Raw genomic sequence first — 14,144 nt, 5'->3', positions numbered from 1 at the left:
ACCTCCGGGACCTACTCCTGTGCATGAATACAGACGACGTACGCGAGCGCCTGCGAACGGTCGAGGACCCGGACCTCGGAGCTGACATCGTCTCACTCGGGCTGATAAACAGTATCGACGTGACCGACGACGAGGTCAGCATCGACTTGGCGCTCGGTGCGCCGTACTCGCCGACGGAGACGAGCATCGCGAACGAGGTCCGCGAGGCGCTGGGTGACACCGATCAGGAGATAGACCTCTCGGCGAGCGTCGACCGCGGCGTCCCAGAGGCCGAGGACCCGCTCCCGAAGGTCAAGAACGTCATCGCGGTCGCCTCGGGGAAGGGTGGGGTCGGCAAGTCCACCGTCGCGGTGAACCTCGCCGCCGGCCTCTCGCGGCTCGGCGCCCGCGTCGGCCTGTTCGACGCCGACGTGTACGGCCCGAACGTCCCGCGGATGCTCGACGCCGACGAATCGCCGCGCGCGACCGAGGACGAGGAGATAATTCCCGTCGAGAAACACGGGATGAAGCTGATGAGCATGGACTTCCTCGTCGGCAAGGACGACCCGGTTATCTTCCGCGGCCCGATGGTCGACAACGTGCTCACACAGCTCTGGGACGACGTGCTCTGGGGCGAACTCGACTACATGGTCGTGGACCTGCCGCCGGGAACCGGCGACACGCAACTGACGATGCTCCAGCAGGTGCCCGTCTCCGGAGCCGTCATCGTCACGACCCCGGAGGAAGTCGCGCTCGACGACGCCCGGAAAGGGCTCCGGATGTTCGGCCGCCACGAGACCCCTGTGCTGGGTATCGTCGAGAACATGTCCTCGTTCGTCTGTCCGGACTGTGGCGGCACACACGACATCTTCGGCAGCGGCGGCGGCCGCGAGTTCGCCGACGAGACGGAGATGCCGTTCCTCGGGGAGATCCCGCTCGACCCCGAAGTCAGGGAAGGGGGCGCGACCGGGGAACCGCTCGTCCTCGACGAGGACAGCGACGTCGGCGAGTCGTTCCGCGACATCGCCGCCCGCACCGCCAACATGCAGGGCATTATCCACCGAAAGCGCCAGAGCGACAGCCAGCGCGCCCAGCCAGAGCAGTAAGGGTTCAGAGCCGATACAGCAGCGGCTCAGTCACCGGCAAGAAACAGAGAGAAAGAACCGAATTACGCTTCGACCGGGTTGTTCATCTTCCGGGTGACGTAGCCGGCGATGCGGTTGCGGACACCCTTGGATTCGATGTTGGTCAGTTCCTCGACGACGTCTTTGTTGTGTTCGAAGTCTGCACCGAAGGCGTCAGGGTATCGCTCCATGAGGAGCGTCCCGGTCTTCTTGACGTAGGCGGGTTTGATTGCCATGCGCGCTACTTGCTTGGTCGCACTCAAAAAGGGTTCGGAACGGACCACGCACGCGAACGTTTATCAGTAGGGGTGGAACGACCCGTTACCGTGCGCTGAACGTCGCCGTGGCAGGGTCCGCGAGAGTGCGACACAGTCTGTCACGAGTCGTCGTGTGTCGCCTGTGTGCCCCTCATTCCGTGCGGCGTCCCTACCACTCGGCGTCGACCAGGTCGCGTACGCGCTCGAAAGCCGCTCGCTCGCGTTCGCCGCCGGCCGTTTCGACCACGGACTCGAAGTACGCGAGACGGTCTAGCAGCGTCTCGCTGTCGTAGCTGAGCACGTCAAGTCGCGAGGCCGCGACAGTCGCCTCGACGACGGCGGCGTGGCCGCGGTTCGTCGTCGGCACGACCCGCCGCGTGACGGCGCTGTCGACGGGGTGTAGCGCCCATTCGACCCACTGGGTGTCTCCCTTCGAGCCAGAGTCACGCCGCTCCACATCGACTTCGACCCACGCGTCCGCGCTATCGAGGACAGGGTCGTCCTCCTCCCGGACCGACAGCGCCGCCTCGGCGAAGTCGACCGGGTCGCGCGTGAACTGGACGTAGCCGCCCCCACGCTCCCGGAAGTTCCGCCAGGTCCGGGTCCGGCCCCACGTCGTCGCCGTGGCTGGTCCGTCGCCGTCCGGCGCATGGACACCCAGCGCAGCCACATTCCAGCGCTCGTTCGGCCCCAGGGTAGTGACGACGGTCTCGGAGACGCCGGCGAGCGCGACAGGCCACTCCTTCCCGGAGCCACCGGAGTCCGGGCCGCCATCTCCAGAGGAATCCCCGGTCACACTTCGAGCCCCCGTTCGAGCGCGACGAACAGCGCGCCCGCAACGAGATCAGCAGTCGTTCCGGGGTTGATATCCCGCTCGACGAACTCCTCGGCGAGGTCGGTCGCGGTTTCCGCACCGTCGAGAACGGCCTGTGCCCGTCGCTGGACCTCCTCAGCGGTTTCGCGGTCCTGCCGCGTGACGATAAAGGTGTCCGGTTCCGCCGCGAGCAGTTCGATGAACACGTCCGATGCGCGGTCAGCGACTGGGCCAGACCCGTCCAGTAGCCACTCGCTGGCCTCGAACACGCGCTCGAAACCGGACACCCACTCAGCGGCCACGCCATCGACATCCGCGCTGGACGCCATCACGTCGAACAGCGTCATCTCTCGCGCGCGGAGTTCCGGAATCGCGTCGCGTCCACGGCGAACATCGAGCGGCTCCAGCCCGTCGGGCGGGTCGTCGACGGCCACGTCGACATGTTCGAAGGCGCGGTAGAACGCCGCCGCGTCGTCGACAGTCGTCTCATGAACCACAGCATCGACATCGGATGGTGACAGTCGCCTGTCCGCGGCCGCGGCGGCAAGGGGCGTGAGCACCAGCAAGGCCCCGAACTGGGTGTTCCCGCCGGATTGGGCGGCCATCCCTTCGACGGCTGTCTCGAACGCGGGACCGATAGGGTCGGCGGCAGCCGCGCGGTCAAGCCCCGGCCGCGCCCCCACAGCCCCGGCCATGAAATGCTCGAACCGCAGGTCATCGTACTCCCGCTCGCGGTCGACGTTGCCGGGCTTCGGCGTCCCGGAGACCTCCAGCAGCAGTGCAAGCTGGGCGTTCTGTGCAACCGACCGTTCGCTCACGGTGACACCTCCGACCCGAACCACGCCGCTGTCGTTGCGCGGACTTCGTCGAGTACCGCCGGCTTGTCGCTCGCGCGACCGACGCTGACGGCGTCAGCACCGTACGAGAGGTACTCCTGTGCCGTCTCCCTCCCTCGAACGCCGTTGTTGGCGACGACGAACAGGTCGGTGGCGTCGGCCACGTCAGCGATGACCGACTCCGAGTCCATCGCGTCGGCGTGGAACAGGTCTCCACCAGCGTCTTCGATGGCTTGAGCAACGGCTGGGAGCGAGACGCCATCGAGTTCGGCGCGGCCCTTCACCGAGACGGTTGCTCCTGTCGAGGCTGCGGCCGCCACGAACTCGGCCAGCCGGTCCGGCTCCCGAAGTAGCGATTCGCCAGCACCCGCAGCGCACATCTCGTTCTGCCGGCAGTGGGCGTTGATCTCGATGATGGCGTCGTGGCGCTGACAGACGGCGGCGACACGCTCGACGGGGCCAAGCGTCGCGCTCCGGACGTTGAACGCCGGGCGCAGTGGTGCGTCCGCAAGCGCGCCGAGCTGGTCGTCGACGAACGCGACCGGGTCATCGGGCAGGAACTCGGAGCGGTCGCGGTCCGTCATCGCTCGGGCGGCCTCGCGCGTCCGGTCGTCGAGTGCGATACCGCCGAGGAACGCACACCCGACGTGGGATTCGACCGCGCGGGCCCACGACGCGTCGGCCTCGCCGCTCAGACTCGCGAGGGCGACGCGCGGCTCGAACATCAGGCCACCTCCGAGAGGGCCGTTTCGACGGCACGGTTCACCCGCTCAGCGTCGGCCGCGTCGTTGAGGGTCGTGTCGGTTCGGACGACCGGCACGTCGAGCGGCGTGGAATCGTCGTCGTCCAGTACGAACGCGTCAGCGAAGGGGTACGCCCCGGCCACGCCGGCAGTGCTGGGCTCCAGCCCGACGCCGGCCATCAGGTCCGCCGCCGGCCCGGAAAACACCGTGTCCTCGATGAACGGCGAGACGGCGACGACTGGTGTCTCGTGTAGCGCCTGTTCGATGTCATTGATGGCGAGCATCGGTCCGAGCGAAGTCACGGGGTTCGACGGGCCGATGACAACCGTATCGTCGAGTGCGGTCAGGACGGCATCCGTCGTGCTGGCCGCCTCGGAGCCTCGGAACTCCACGTCCTCGACCGACGGCTCCCCGTTGCGGCCGACCCACCACTCCTGGAAGTGCATCGGACCGCTCGGCGTGTGGATGATCGAAGCGACGGGGTCGTCGCTCATCGGTAACAGCGTCCGGTCCAATCCGAACGCGTCGGCGAGCGTCCGAGTCACGGCTGTCAGTGATTGGCCCTCGTCAAGGAGCGAGGTGCGCGTGACGTGGACCGCGCGGTCCCGGTCGCCGATGTGCATGAACTCCGCAACGCCGGAGAAGCGTCGCCAGCGGGCGATATCTCGGCCCTCAGTCTGCGCGTCGTCGGGGAGGTATCGTGGGCCGCCATCGAGCCCGGCGGCGTCGGCGAGCCGCGTCAGTTCACTGTGTGTCTCGGCGGTGTCGTCGGCGATACCCCACCAGGTCTCCCGGTCGAGGACCTCACCGTCGAGAAACAGGACGGTATCGAGGTCCGGGCACACGAGGTGGCCCCCCAGTTCGATATCGTCGCCCGTGTTAGCGACGACAGTCGTCGCCGCCAGCGAAAACACGTCGTCGGCACCGGCAAGGAGCTTCGGCGTTCCCGTCCCGCCGGCGAGAAACGTCACCATGTCTCGACGTAGGGGGAACTGACAGTATAAACGTGGTCACTGAAGCTGGTCAGGGCTGGAAAGCGGTCTCGTGGAGACCACCTTCTATTCAGAGAATCACAGCTGAGAACTGGGTGGGTAGAATGAAGGGGGTCGGTGGGATAGGCAGGGTAACGGGTGCTATGCCCATCGTGAATCCACACCGCTTCGCGCCTGCAGCCTCCAACGAAGAGTACGTCTACGGGTCCTGTGCGCCGGGCTGGCATTCGGCCGCCACGCATCAGGACGCTCTCGACGATTGGATCGCACATATGCAGGCACACGACATCGGGCGGGTCTGCTGTCTGCTTCCCGGACAGCAACTCGACGACGCTGGGGCCAACATCCAGCGCTATCGGGAGGCCTTCGGAGCGTCATCAGTCCGCCACGTACCGGTTCCCGATCACCAACTCATCCCTCAAGACCGCCTCCACGACGATATTCTGCCGTTCCTGGTCGATGCCTGTGAGACAGGGGAGCGAGTCGTCGTTCATTGCTTGGCCGGCATCGGCCGCACCGGGCAGGTACTCGCCGCATGGCTGGTGTATCATTACGACTACGGCCCCGACCGCGCCATCGAAACCGTCCAAGAGATGGGACGTGACCCCGAAGACGCTATCAAGTCGGGGAATGCGACTGAAGCGGAGCTGTCCAGTCTGCTGTCGTCGGTCGCACGCTTGTAAAAGGTCCCGTCGGTTCTCAGTCCGTCTGTGGGAGGAGCCGCGCACCGAGCACGAAGCCGACGACGGCACAGACTGTGAGAACAGCGAGCGGGCCGAGCGCATCCCCAGTTCCGGTCGTCGCCGCACGGACGCCACGCGAAAAGTACGTCAGCGGCGAGAGCCACGTCGGCAGCCACGCGGGCAGCAGGCTCTGCGGGACGAACGTCTCCGAGAGAAAGAGCAGCGGGAGCGCGAGGCCGTTGCTCGCCGCGATGACGCCATCCTGCGAGTCCGCAAGGCTGCCCAGCATCGCACCGACTGCACAGAACAGCGCGACGCCGAGGCCGACAAAGGGGAGCAGGAGCCCCGACGGGCGGATGGTCGCGCCGGTCAGCCACACCATCATGCCGAGTATGATGAGGCCGGCGATGCCGATGATAACGACGTTGACGAGTGTCTGTGCCAGCAGCCACTCGGTCCGGGTCAGTGGTGTCGTTGCCAGTTTCTCGAAGCGGTTGCCGTCCCGATGCCGCGCCACCTCACTACCGACGCGGGAGAGTGGCGTAAACAGGACGACGACGGCCAGATACCCCGGCGCGTAGAAGCTCGGCGGCTCCGTGAACAGCCCGCCGCCACCCGGCTGGGTCTGGACCAGCACGCCGAAGATGACGACGATGATGACCGGGAAGAAGAACGTGAAGAAGACGGCCGTCCGCCGCCGGAGGAAAGCCAGTGACGCCGCGCGCGTCTCCGCTGTGAGTCGCCCCACTCGGCTCATTGGACACCACCCGCGGCCGGCTCCGTCTGCTTTGGTTCACCGCGCTGGCCGACAGCCGTCCCGGTGAGTTCGAGGTACACGTCCTCCAGGTCCGGCTGTTTCCAGGTCAGGCTGTCGTACTCGATGCCCGCCTGTCCCAGTTGCTCAGTGATGTTGCCAATAGACTCCGGGCGAATGCCGTAGACGACCAGCCGGCCGTTCCGGAGCGCCGTCTCCGCCGGGTAGTCGATGACCGAGGCGGCGGCCTCGTCGAAGGTCCCGTCGACGATGAGTTGGCTGTCGCCGCCGTGCTCCGCCACGAGCGCGTCCGGCGAGTCGAGTGCGATGAGTGTCCCGTCGGCAAGGAGGCCGACGCGGTCCGCGAGCCGCTGGGCTTCCTCCATGTAGTGTGTCGTGACGAGTATCGTCACACCGCGGTCGGCAAGCCCCTCCAGCAGTCGCCAGAGGTCACGCCGACCGGCTGGGTCGATGCCGGTGGTCGGCTCGTCCAGCACGAGGAGGTCAGGGTCGTTAATCAGCGCCGTCGCGACGCAGGTCCGTCGCTGCTGCCCGCCCGAGAGATTCTCGTATGTCGTGCTGGCAGTGTCGGCCAGACCGACGTCGTCAAGGACAGCCTCGACGTCGCGAGTGTCATCGTACAGGCCGGCGTAGTATTCCAGCAGCTCCCGCGCCGTCAGCCGCTCGTGGGGCGAAAACGACTGTGGCAGCAGACCGATTCGGTCGCGGGCGACCGTTCTGGGCGACTGGCCGAACAGCGTCACCTCGCCGGTCGCGTCCGTCGTTCCGGTCAACGCCCGTACCAGTGTGGTCTTGCCAGCCCCGTTGGGACCGACCAGCGCGAGCACCTCTCCGGTGGTCGCCGTCAGCGAAACGCCGTCGAGTGCGACCGTATCGCCGTACCGCCGCCCGACATCCGACGCGACCAGTACCTCGTCCATGCGCCCTCGTCCGGTCGGGTGGCCGAAAGCAGTTCCGTTCTCGCGCGGCTATCGGCTACACGTTACGGCCACATCTCAGACAGACGGCCGGAAGCCACGGCTTGTCCGTGACGACTGGTTGAGTGTCTTCGCAGTGGTCACAGAACTCGGTTTTCGTCGCCATTTGCCGAAGATGTCACAGCAGAACAATAAATAGTTTGTTGTACGGTAGACCGTCTCAAACCGATGGCAGCTCCGGTACGGGATTCCACTGACATCACGATACCCTGTTACATGACGTGCGACCGGACCTCGCGTACGATAGCATCCACGTCGAACTCCTCACTGGCCTCGGCTTTGTCGTAGACGGTCTCGTCGTCAACACTGATTCTGAACACGCCGTGGTCGCCCATGACCAGCCGGACGCTGTCGAGTTCCCGCTCCAGTCCGGATAAAACCGCCTGCTGAACATCTACTGCTCGCTCGCGGAACCCACACGGGACGCAGTATTCGATTTCGACAGAGCTCATACCGGCTTTCACGGCTGTCTGCGTGAAAGCTCTATGGTCGATCGACCAGCCGTCGGAGCCGACCGACGAGCGTCACGTCGAAGCGGTGGACGCCGTACAGGAGTCCGACCGAGGTGACGAACACCACCGTCGAGAGGCCGTACGACTGGGACAGTGCCGCCTGTGACAGCGTCGCCCCGATGCCGACGAACCCGCCCAGTATCGACGCGATAATCGGGAGGACACAGGAGACACACGAAAAGAGGCCAACGACCCCGCCGACCGCGCCGCCGCTCGCGTCGACGGCAGTCACGAACACCAGATACGAGAGCGCCAGGTAGCCGGCGACTTTCCACGGGATGAGCACCACGCTGAGAGTCGCGCCGCTGAACACGACCGTCGGCGAGAACCCGGGCGGGGCCTGCATGACTAGCCGGAACCCCGTCCCCTGGCCGCCTGTCCCGTACACGCCGCCGACGTACCCCAGCACGAGTAGGTAGCCCAGGGCGACGACCGCACTGCCGAGCGTTCGCCGGCGACTTGTCAGTTCCGGGCGCACCCGCAGGACAACGAGGCCGGCGATGTTGAGCCAGATGAACGGGAACAGCAACAGGAAGGGGTCCGTCGCGGGTTGGGCCGTGTTGAGGACGTAGCCCAGAACGAGGATGGCCTCCGCGTTCAACACGGCTGCCCAGGTCACCAGCGAGCGTGTGTCCGGGATTGCATCTCTGAAGGTTGCTGTCGTGGTACTCATAGTGCGAGTGCATCAACGACGATGGCGATCAGGACCGCCCCGAGGTAGGCGTTCGACGCGTGGAACGCCCGGAACGCCGCCGCTTCGGTCTGCTCACGGTGGAGCAGGATGACGGCCCAGAGGAACACTGCACCCAGCAACACCGACGTGACGGCGTACAGCCAGCTGAGTGACGTGAGCACGCCCAGAACGCCCGAGGCGATGAGCGTCGCCCCGAGATAGTAGACGATGTGTTTGCGCGTCTCGGTCTCGCCGCGGACGACCGGCATCATCGGGAAGCCGCCCGCCTCGTAGTCGTCCTTGTACGCGAGCGCGAGATTGTAGAAGTGTGCTGGCGTCCAGAGAAAGATGACGATAGCGAGGACGACGCCCGGGAGGCCGATCGACCCGTCAGCGGCGACCCAGCCGATGAGCGCCGGCAGCGCGCCGGCGGCCCCGCCGATGACGGTGTTCTGGACGGTGTTGGGCTTCAGTACGAGCGTGTAGATGACGCTGTAGAACAGGATCGCGGTCAGTCCGAGCAGCGCCACGAGCGCGTTCACTTGCCAGAACAGCCCCAGCGACGCAAGCGACAGGAGCAGTCCGAAGGCCAGTGCGTGCCGGACCGGAATCTGGTGGGTCGCGATGGGACGGTCCGAGGTCCGGTCCATCCGCTTGTCGATATCCCGTTCGAGGACGTGGTTGAACGTCCCCGACGCGCCGATAGAGAGGACGCCACCCCCGAGCGTGAGCAGCACCGTCCGAACGGTGAGCGTCTGCCCGGCGGCGAGTGCCATCCCGGCCGCGGCGACCAGACACAGGAGCCACATCAGCCGGGGCTTCATCAGGCGGAAGTACGCCGATGCGGTCTCGACGATGCGCTCGCGGGTGGAGAGCGTCGGCGACCGTGCCGGACCGTCGTCGGCTGGCTCCGGCGCGAGTGTCGGGTTCTTCACGGGGGTCTCGTCATCACTGCCCGTCTCAGCTTCGAGGTGCCACGCCAGGGCCAGCACGAACCAGCCGAAGATGCCCATCCCCAGAGCGAGGTGGGCACCGGGGAGCGCCGTCTCGGTGCTCGTCGCGACGACGGCACCGAGCGCTATCTGGACCGGGTACAGCGCGGTGCCGAGGAGGATAGCTGCCTTGACGCGGCCGCGACAGCTGGATCGGAGCCCGATAACGGCCACAGCCACCACGAGGAGTCCGACGGCGGCTGCGACGAGTCGGTGTCCCCAGGCGACCAGCAGGGCCGTGTTCGTCACGTCGACCGGTCCGTCACACAGCGGCCATGTAGTACAGGCTGCTGCCGCATCGGTGAGCGTTGTCGTCGCGCCGGCGAGAACTAGCAAGTACACGCCGACGGCGGTCGCGGCGAGCAGCCCGGTGAAGGTCCGGCTCTCTGCCATTATTGTATCCTTCGATGCTGGCCACTTAGACCTCGCGATTCCGCTGTCTCCGTCCGGAGCCGTTCCGCTGCCCTATCGCTACAAATCGGGAGCCTGCGGCGAAGACAGCAGTTATTTATCCCCGAAATCCTAAGCCGCATCCATGACCCGGAAACGCGCCGGTCTGGTCGCTCTGTTCGGTGCTGCGTTGCTCGCGCTCGCCGCCGAGCCGGCCGCCGCCGCACAGATTCAGGACTCGACGACGGATAGCCTCATCTGGGGGCTGAACATGAACCTCCTGTACGTCGCCCTCCCGATTACGGTCCTCGTCGAAGGGATTCTGATCTACACCGTCTGGCGGTTCCGTAATCAGGAAGAGGCGCTTCCCACGCAGGAGAACCGCCGACTCGAAGTCACCTGGACCATCGCGACGGCGATCATTCTCCTGTTCGTCGGGGTCGCCTCCTACCAGGTGATGGCGAGCCCGTACGTCACCGCCGAGGCCGGTGACCAAGCCGAGCTGCAGGAACAGGACACTGAACTCATTACCGTCGAAGCCCAGCGGTACGGCTGGACGTTCTACTACAACGAATCGAGCTGGGACGGCGAGGCGGAGGTGTCCACCACGACGAACATGAAGATACCGGCCAATCAGGACGTGTCCTTGCGGGTCACGTCGACCGACTGGCTACACGCGTTCCACGTTCCCGGACTTGGACTGAAATCCGACGCGTTCCCCGGCCAGTACAACCGTCTCCGAACCAACGCGGGTAACACCGGCACGTACCAGCTCTACTGTGCCGAGTACTGTGGCTCTGGTCACTCACAGATGCTCGGGACCGTAGAGGTCGTCCCGCAGGACGAGTACGAGGACTGGCTGGCAGAGCAAAAGAGCGGCGGCGACGACTCCGAAGGCAGCGACGAGTAGCGCGGTAGCTGGGCGTCTTTTCGCTTCGAGAACTGCCGAGTTACGGAAGATTATTCTCAGCCAGCAGATCGCGAATTTCCGGCAGGGTGAATGGGAGTCACGATCAGATGGAAGTACTACGCCGAAGCGGCCTGTCAGTCCGTTACTGAACGACCCATCTTGCAGTCACTTCGCCACTCGAATCAACTGTCAGGTTCAGGCTTTGGTGGCTGCTAACCCTATCACTGAATGCGTGCTTGCCGTCGATATATAATCTGATTCCACAGACCTCAGCGTCCGCCTCGCGGTTGATCCGGACTGATTCGCCTGGTTGAACTGAAAACTCCTTGTTCTGACAGGTGGCAGTTAGCACAACGTCGCCCGAAAAATCACCTGCGACTTGGACTGCCACGAGTTTCGATCCGGCACACATCGACGGCCAACATTCCGGTGTCGATACATCGGAAGGCGGCGTCCCGGTTTCAGTGGCAGTGTCGTTCGGCGTTTCTGTCGCCTTCGGTGCTGAAGAGTTGTTTTCGGTAGTACCGTCAAAATTCCACTCAACACAACCGGAGAGAGAGCTGGAAAGTGCTGAGATTGAGAGGAACTGTCGGCGATTCATGATAGCTGGTGAGACCGGTTGTGTAAGTGTCTTGTGAGGGGCAGGAGAACAGCCACTGGTTTAGCCACGCTATGAGAGGCAGCAGCATGCCGGGGAACGCTATAGTCAGATTGAGTACTGCCACCAGCGATTCCCCGACCACAGAGAACAACGGGACAGCGACGGCACTGCTTGCATGTGGACGAAAAGCGTAGAATCTGAACAGAGAGAGGACAGTGGCAGCAAGACAGCACTCACGAGCAGCCCGGCGGTCAGAACAATTGCCGCGTCGGTCGTCCAGTCCGACCGCTATCCGCAGATGTTGGCAGTCGCGTACACGTTGCCGGTATCGGTTATCTCCACGCCGATGCCGACGAGATTCGCGTTGCGGAGCGTGAGCCGCTCGCGGTAGTCCGGCCATGCCATCCAGTCATCGACGATCTTTCTGGCGACTTCCTTGTCGGTGGCGTGGAACCGCTCTTTGCCGTCCTCTTCGTACGTTTGTCCGGCGACTGTCTGCTCAACCGCCTCGAACCGGTTTCGGTCCGGTTGCTCTATGTACTCACCCTCCGCAGAGTCGAACGTACACCGGTCATAGAGCCCGGTGTTTTCGTATCGGTCTTTGCTGGAGACGCCGTCGATCTTGTGGATCGCCTGCCCTTCGACGGCCATCTGCTCGCTGTGGCCCTTTGCCATCTCGTTCAGATCCTCTTCGGTCCGGAGTCCCGACTCGAACGCTGGGACACCTGCAGCCTTGCGTTCCTCGTTGAGGAACTGCCGGACGTAGTCGGAGACGTTCTGTTCATTGAACTTCCGTGCCGGGATCGACTCCTGTTTCGGGGTCGCAGTCTCGGCCGGTGTCGCCGTCCCGTTTGCTCCTGGCGTCGGTGTTGGCGTAGTGCTATTGCCCGCCGTCGCCGTCGTCGGTGAGCCACCGCTACCGTCGTCGCTCTGTGAGTCAGTTGTCTGTGTCGTCGTATCCGCTGTCCCGCCCGCGAACTGTGCTCCGACAAGCACTCCCGTCCCCAAGACCACGAGGAGCACCACGGCGGCGATAGCGAGTAACCCTTTCTTTACCATATGCCACGGATAGATTACAGAGGTATGTAAGCTTGATTCTTCATATACTTCATCTGATTTTCATTTCGTCTACTGTCGCCGGTGACGATAACCCATATATGCCACGGGCGGCCACTGCCGGTATGGTCGAGAACGTTATCTGGCCGGCGGCACTCGACGCCAACCGCTCGCGTAGCGACGGGCGTCGCGTGTCACTGGATCTGGCCGTCGAGGACCCGACTGTCGACGAGATCGCCAAAGCCGTCCAGCAGGTCGGTTACGACGTGGTCATCGAGCGGGACAAGACGTATCCACGCGAGTACGAGGCCCGCGGGCGAGTCGTCGTCAAGGACGCAGACGACGCGACGAAAAGCGACCTGCTTGGGGCTGTGGCGGCCTACATGCAGGCGCTACGTGAATGAAACGCATCGGCACTGTCTCGCGGGTCGCACAGGGACTGGCCGTCGTCCGGGCACCCGGCGACGAATACGCGTCCGTGGGAACCGACGTGGTCGACGAGGAACTCCAGACGGTTGGCTCCGTCGTCGACGTGTTCGGTCCGGTCGAGCGCCCGTATCTCGCTGTCTCGCCGAACGACAGCGTGCATCTCCCAGCGCTGGTCGGCACAGTCCTGTACGCGCGGTAAGAGCCCTCCAAACCGCCGACGTCTGTCAACATCTGCTTCGTAACGCTCAAACCGGTTCCTGCAGGACGTGTGTGCATGGAGCGACGGTGGCGACTCCTCGGCGGTTGTGGCCTTATCGCTGGTATCTTCCTGTTCGTCCAACTCGGCGCGCTGGCGCTGGTCCAGCCCTTCGAATCGGCTGGTTACCAGGCCGTCGAAGACCCGTCTGACCCCACGAACAGCCTCATGTACGTCGGGGCGATCCTGGTCGCAACGGCAGTTATGTTGCTTGCCTTCCGCTACGACGTGGACCAGCTCATTCGCGGGCTCATTGTCTTCTCCTCGGCCTGGCTCTCTCTATACGTGTTCCAGGTGCTGGTGCCGCCGGTGCTCACGTACGCCGGCCTCAACGTCGTTGCCGTCCTGTTGGCGCTGGGCCTGGGGACGGCACTGCTGGTCTATCCCGAGTGGTACGTCATCGACGCCGCCGGTGCGGTGATGGGGGCTGCCGCCGCCGGCCTGTTCGGCATCAGTTTCGGGGTGTTGCCAGCGCTCGTCCTGCTGACTGTACTCGCCGTGTACGATGCGATCAGCGTCTACGGAACTGAGCACATGCTCACGCTGGCCTCGGGCGTCATGGACCTCAAGGTCCCCGTCGTCCTCGTGATCCCGATGACGCTGTCGTACTCCTATCTCGACGCAACGGCGGCGGACTCGGTAGCAGAAGACGAGACTGACGACGACGCAACGGCGGCGGACGACGCGACCGAGGAGCCGGCGACCACAGAACCCGGAGCCGACGCGGACAGTCCGGCGGTTGCGGATGGGAGCCAGCCGGGGGAACGCCCCGACGAAGCGACGGGCGCCGGCGAAACAGACGAGAGTGACAGCAGTCACACTGACCCCCTAGAGCGCGACGCGCTGTTTATCGGTCTCGGTGACGCCATCATCCCGTCGATACTCGTCGCCAGCGCCGCGTTCTTCGCTTCGTCGGACGTACTGTCGGTGTTCGGTGTCCCGTTGCCGGCGCTGACCGCGATGCTCGGGTCCTACGTCGGCCTGACGATACTGCTCTGGATGGTTCTGAAGGGGCGCGCACACGCAGGACTCCCGCTTCTAAACGGTGGAACCATCGCCGGCTACATCGTCGGCGCACTCGCCGCCGGTATCAGTCTGGTAGACGCCCTCGGTCTCGGCCCGTACCTCTAATTCTCCTGTAGCCG

18 protein-coding genes are annotated in these 14,144 nt (G+C 64.7%); 6 read left to right on the top strand and 12 right to left on the bottom strand.

Annotated features, from left to right (window positions below; genetic code table 11):
* Positions 1 to 23 precede the first annotated feature (23 nt).
* Positions 24 to 1,085, top strand: coding sequence for an Mrp/NBP35 family ATP-binding protein (locus VI340_RS03170; protein ID WP_064288320.1), 1,062 nt, complete (start codon positions 24 to 26; stop codon positions 1,083 to 1,085).
* Positions 1,086 to 1,147: 62 nt separating this feature from the next.
* Here the strand turns inward: VI340_RS03170 and VI340_RS03165 are convergent, their stop codons facing one another.
* The 5 genes from VI340_RS03165 to cofD all read right to left on the bottom strand — a co-directional run bounded on the left by VI340_RS03165 (position 1,148) and on the right by cofD (position 4,727).
* On the bottom strand, positions 1,148 to 1,339 hold the full coding sequence (locus tag VI340_RS03165) for a 30S ribosomal protein S17e (RefSeq protein ID WP_004516807.1): 192 nt from the start codon (positions 1,337 to 1,339) through the stop codon (positions 1,148 to 1,150).
* Positions 1,340 to 1,529: 190 nt separating this feature from the next.
* Entirely contained in the window at positions 1,530 to 2,156 is a 627-nt protein-coding gene (locus tag VI340_RS03160) for a DUF447 domain-containing protein (protein WP_336357773.1), read from the bottom strand.
* A complete protein-coding gene (locus VI340_RS03155; protein ID WP_049942945.1) occupies positions 2,153 to 3,016 on the bottom strand; it encodes a triphosphoribosyl-dephospho-CoA synthase in 864 nt (287 codons plus the stop codon). Before VI340_RS03155 ends, VI340_RS03160 begins: the two co-directional genes overlap by 4 nt.
* Positions 2,989 to 3,735, bottom strand: coding sequence for a tRNA-dihydrouridine synthase (locus tag VI340_RS03150; protein WP_336357772.1), 747 nt, complete (start codon positions 3,733 to 3,735; stop codon positions 2,989 to 2,991). Before VI340_RS03150 ends, VI340_RS03155 begins: the two co-directional genes overlap by 28 nt.
* The gene (gene cofD / locus VI340_RS03145) at positions 3,735 to 4,727 is read right to left on the bottom strand and encodes a 2-phospho-L-lactate transferase (protein ID WP_336357771.1); all 993 of its coding nucleotides are present in this window, start codon (positions 4,725 to 4,727) and stop codon (positions 3,735 to 3,737) included. The genes VI340_RS03150 and cofD overlap by 1 nt, the downstream gene beginning before the upstream one ends.
* 161 nt (positions 4,728 to 4,888) lie before the next feature.
* Between cofD and VI340_RS03140 the strand changes: the two genes are divergently transcribed.
* Positions 4,889 to 5,428: a protein-tyrosine phosphatase family protein gene (locus VI340_RS03140; RefSeq protein WP_008310381.1), complete on the top strand. Its 540-nt coding sequence runs from the start codon at positions 4,889 to 4,891 to the stop codon at positions 5,426 to 5,428.
* 16 nt (positions 5,429 to 5,444) lie between these two features.
* On the opposite strand, the gene VI340_RS03135 is transcribed toward VI340_RS03140, so the two are convergent.
* The 5 genes from VI340_RS03135 to VI340_RS03115 all read right to left on the bottom strand — a co-directional run bounded on the left by VI340_RS03135 (position 5,445) and on the right by VI340_RS03115 (position 9,750).
* Positions 5,445 to 6,185: an ABC transporter permease gene (locus tag VI340_RS03135; protein WP_008310382.1), complete on the bottom strand. Its 741-nt coding sequence runs from the start codon at positions 6,183 to 6,185 to the stop codon at positions 5,445 to 5,447.
* On the bottom strand, positions 6,182 to 7,123 hold the full coding sequence (locus VI340_RS03130; protein WP_336329804.1) for an ABC transporter ATP-binding protein: 942 nt from the start codon (positions 7,121 to 7,123) through the stop codon (positions 6,182 to 6,184). Before VI340_RS03130 ends, VI340_RS03135 begins: the two co-directional genes overlap by 4 nt.
* 269 nt (positions 7,124 to 7,392) lie before the next feature.
* Positions 7,393 to 7,632 (bottom strand): SelT/SelW/SelH family protein, encoded by a 240-nt coding sequence (locus VI340_RS03125; RefSeq protein WP_008310386.1) that lies wholly within the window; start codon positions 7,630 to 7,632, stop codon positions 7,393 to 7,395.
* Positions 7,633 to 7,663: 31 nt separating this feature from the next.
* On the bottom strand, positions 7,664 to 8,365 hold the full coding sequence (locus VI340_RS03120) for a DUF7546 family protein (RefSeq protein WP_336357770.1): 702 nt from the start codon (positions 8,363 to 8,365) through the stop codon (positions 7,664 to 7,666).
* Positions 8,362 to 9,750 (bottom strand): heme o synthase, encoded by a 1,389-nt coding sequence (locus tag VI340_RS03115; RefSeq protein WP_336357769.1) that lies wholly within the window; start codon positions 9,748 to 9,750, stop codon positions 8,362 to 8,364. The genes VI340_RS03120 and VI340_RS03115 overlap by 4 nt, the downstream gene beginning before the upstream one ends.
* Before the next feature lie 142 nt (positions 9,751 to 9,892).
* Between VI340_RS03115 and coxB the strand changes: the two genes are divergently transcribed.
* Positions 9,893 to 10,657, top strand: a complete 765-nt coding sequence (gene coxB / locus VI340_RS03110) for a cytochrome c oxidase subunit II (RefSeq protein ID WP_008310393.1) — start codon at positions 9,893 to 9,895, stop codon at positions 10,655 to 10,657.
* Positions 10,658 to 10,799: 142 nt separating this feature from the next.
* Here coxB and VI340_RS03105 read toward each other — a convergent pair whose 3' ends face one another.
* Together VI340_RS03105 and VI340_RS03100 are read right to left on the bottom strand one after the other, a co-directional pair.
* Positions 10,800 to 11,258, bottom strand: coding sequence for a hypothetical protein (locus VI340_RS03105; protein ID WP_336357768.1), 459 nt, complete (start codon positions 11,256 to 11,258; stop codon positions 10,800 to 10,802).
* 288 nt (positions 11,259 to 11,546) lie between these two features.
* Positions 11,547 to 12,317, bottom strand: coding sequence for a CAP domain-containing protein (locus tag VI340_RS03100; protein ID WP_336357767.1), 771 nt, complete (start codon positions 12,315 to 12,317; stop codon positions 11,547 to 11,549).
* A 122-nt stretch (positions 12,318 to 12,439) separates the two neighbouring features.
* Here VI340_RS03100 and srp19 point away from each other — a divergent pair, with 122 nt between their 5' ends.
* The 3 genes from srp19 (at position 12,440) to VI340_RS03085 (ending at position 14,130) form a co-directional block, all read left to right on the top strand.
* Entirely contained in the window at positions 12,440 to 12,718 is a 279-nt protein-coding gene (srp19, locus tag VI340_RS03095) for a signal recognition particle subunit SRP19 (RefSeq protein WP_008310397.1), read from the top strand.
* Positions 12,715 to 12,942 carry an H/ACA ribonucleoprotein complex subunit GAR1 gene (locus tag VI340_RS03090; RefSeq protein WP_008310399.1) on the top strand — a complete coding sequence of 76 codons (228 nt, stop codon included), beginning with the start codon at positions 12,715 to 12,717 and terminating at the stop codon, positions 12,940 to 12,942. Before srp19 ends, VI340_RS03090 begins: the two co-directional genes overlap by 4 nt.
* 75 nt (positions 12,943 to 13,017) lie before the next feature.
* Positions 13,018 to 14,130: a presenilin family intramembrane aspartyl protease PSH gene (locus VI340_RS03085; RefSeq protein WP_008310401.1), complete on the top strand. Its 1,113-nt coding sequence runs from the start codon at positions 13,018 to 13,020 to the stop codon at positions 14,128 to 14,130.
* Positions 14,131 to 14,144 lie beyond the last annotated feature (14 nt).

The sequence above is a fragment of the Haloarcula sp. CGMCC 1.6347 genome (assembly GCF_037078395.1).
In the GTDB taxonomy this organism is placed as follows: domain Archaea; phylum Halobacteriota; class Halobacteria; order Halobacteriales; family Haloarculaceae; genus Haloarcula; species Haloarcula amylolytica.
Note: the sequence above shows the minus strand (reverse complement) of the source record. Positions and strands in the feature narration are given on the sequence as shown.

Bases quoted from the DNA above. Each gene is read 5' to 3' on its own strand.
- VI340_RS03170 (WP_064288320.1), top strand. From the start codon at position 24: ATGAATACAGACGACGTACGCGAGCGCCTGCGAACGGTCGAGGACCCG.
- VI340_RS03115 (WP_336357769.1), bottom strand. From the start codon at position 9,750: ATGGCAGAGAGCCGGACCTTCACCGGGCTGCTCGCCGCGACCGCCGTC.
- VI340_RS03090 (WP_008310399.1), top strand. From the start codon at position 12,715: ATGAAACGCATCGGCACTGTCTCGCGGGTCGCACAGGGACTGGCCGTC.
- VI340_RS03120 (WP_336357770.1), bottom strand. From the start codon at position 8,365: ATGAGTACCACGACAGCAACCTTCAGAGATGCAATCCCGGACACACGC.
- VI340_RS03100 (WP_336357767.1), bottom strand. From the start codon at position 12,317: ATGGTAAAGAAAGGGTTACTCGCTATCGCCGCCGTGGTGCTCCTCGTG.
- VI340_RS03085 (WP_008310401.1), top strand. From the start codon at position 13,018: ATGGAGCGACGGTGGCGACTCCTCGGCGGTTGTGGCCTTATCGCTGGT.
- cofD (WP_336357771.1), bottom strand. From the start codon at position 4,727: ATGGTGACGTTTCTCGCCGGCGGGACGGGAACGCCGAAGCTCCTTGCC.
- VI340_RS03165 (WP_004516807.1), bottom strand. From the start codon at position 1,339: ATGGCAATCAAACCCGCCTACGTCAAGAAGACCGGGACGCTCCTCATG.
- VI340_RS03105 (WP_336357768.1), bottom strand. From the start codon at position 11,258: ATGAATCGCCGACAGTTCCTCTCAATCTCAGCACTTTCCAGCTCTCTC.
- VI340_RS03150 (WP_336357772.1), bottom strand. From the start codon at position 3,735: ATGTTCGAGCCGCGCGTCGCCCTCGCGAGTCTGAGCGGCGAGGCCGAC.
- VI340_RS03135 (WP_008310382.1), bottom strand. From the start codon at position 6,185: ATGAGCCGAGTGGGGCGACTCACAGCGGAGACGCGCGCGGCGTCACTG.
- srp19 (WP_008310397.1), top strand. From the start codon at position 12,440: ATGGTCGAGAACGTTATCTGGCCGGCGGCACTCGACGCCAACCGCTCG.
- VI340_RS03140 (WP_008310381.1), top strand. From the start codon at position 4,889: ATGCCCATCGTGAATCCACACCGCTTCGCGCCTGCAGCCTCCAACGAA.
- VI340_RS03125 (WP_008310386.1), bottom strand. From the start codon at position 7,632: ATGAGCTCTGTCGAAATCGAATACTGCGTCCCGTGTGGGTTCCGCGAG.
- coxB (WP_008310393.1), top strand. From the start codon at position 9,893: ATGACCCGGAAACGCGCCGGTCTGGTCGCTCTGTTCGGTGCTGCGTTG.
- VI340_RS03130 (WP_336329804.1), bottom strand. From the start codon at position 7,123: ATGGACGAGGTACTGGTCGCGTCGGATGTCGGGCGGCGGTACGGCGAT.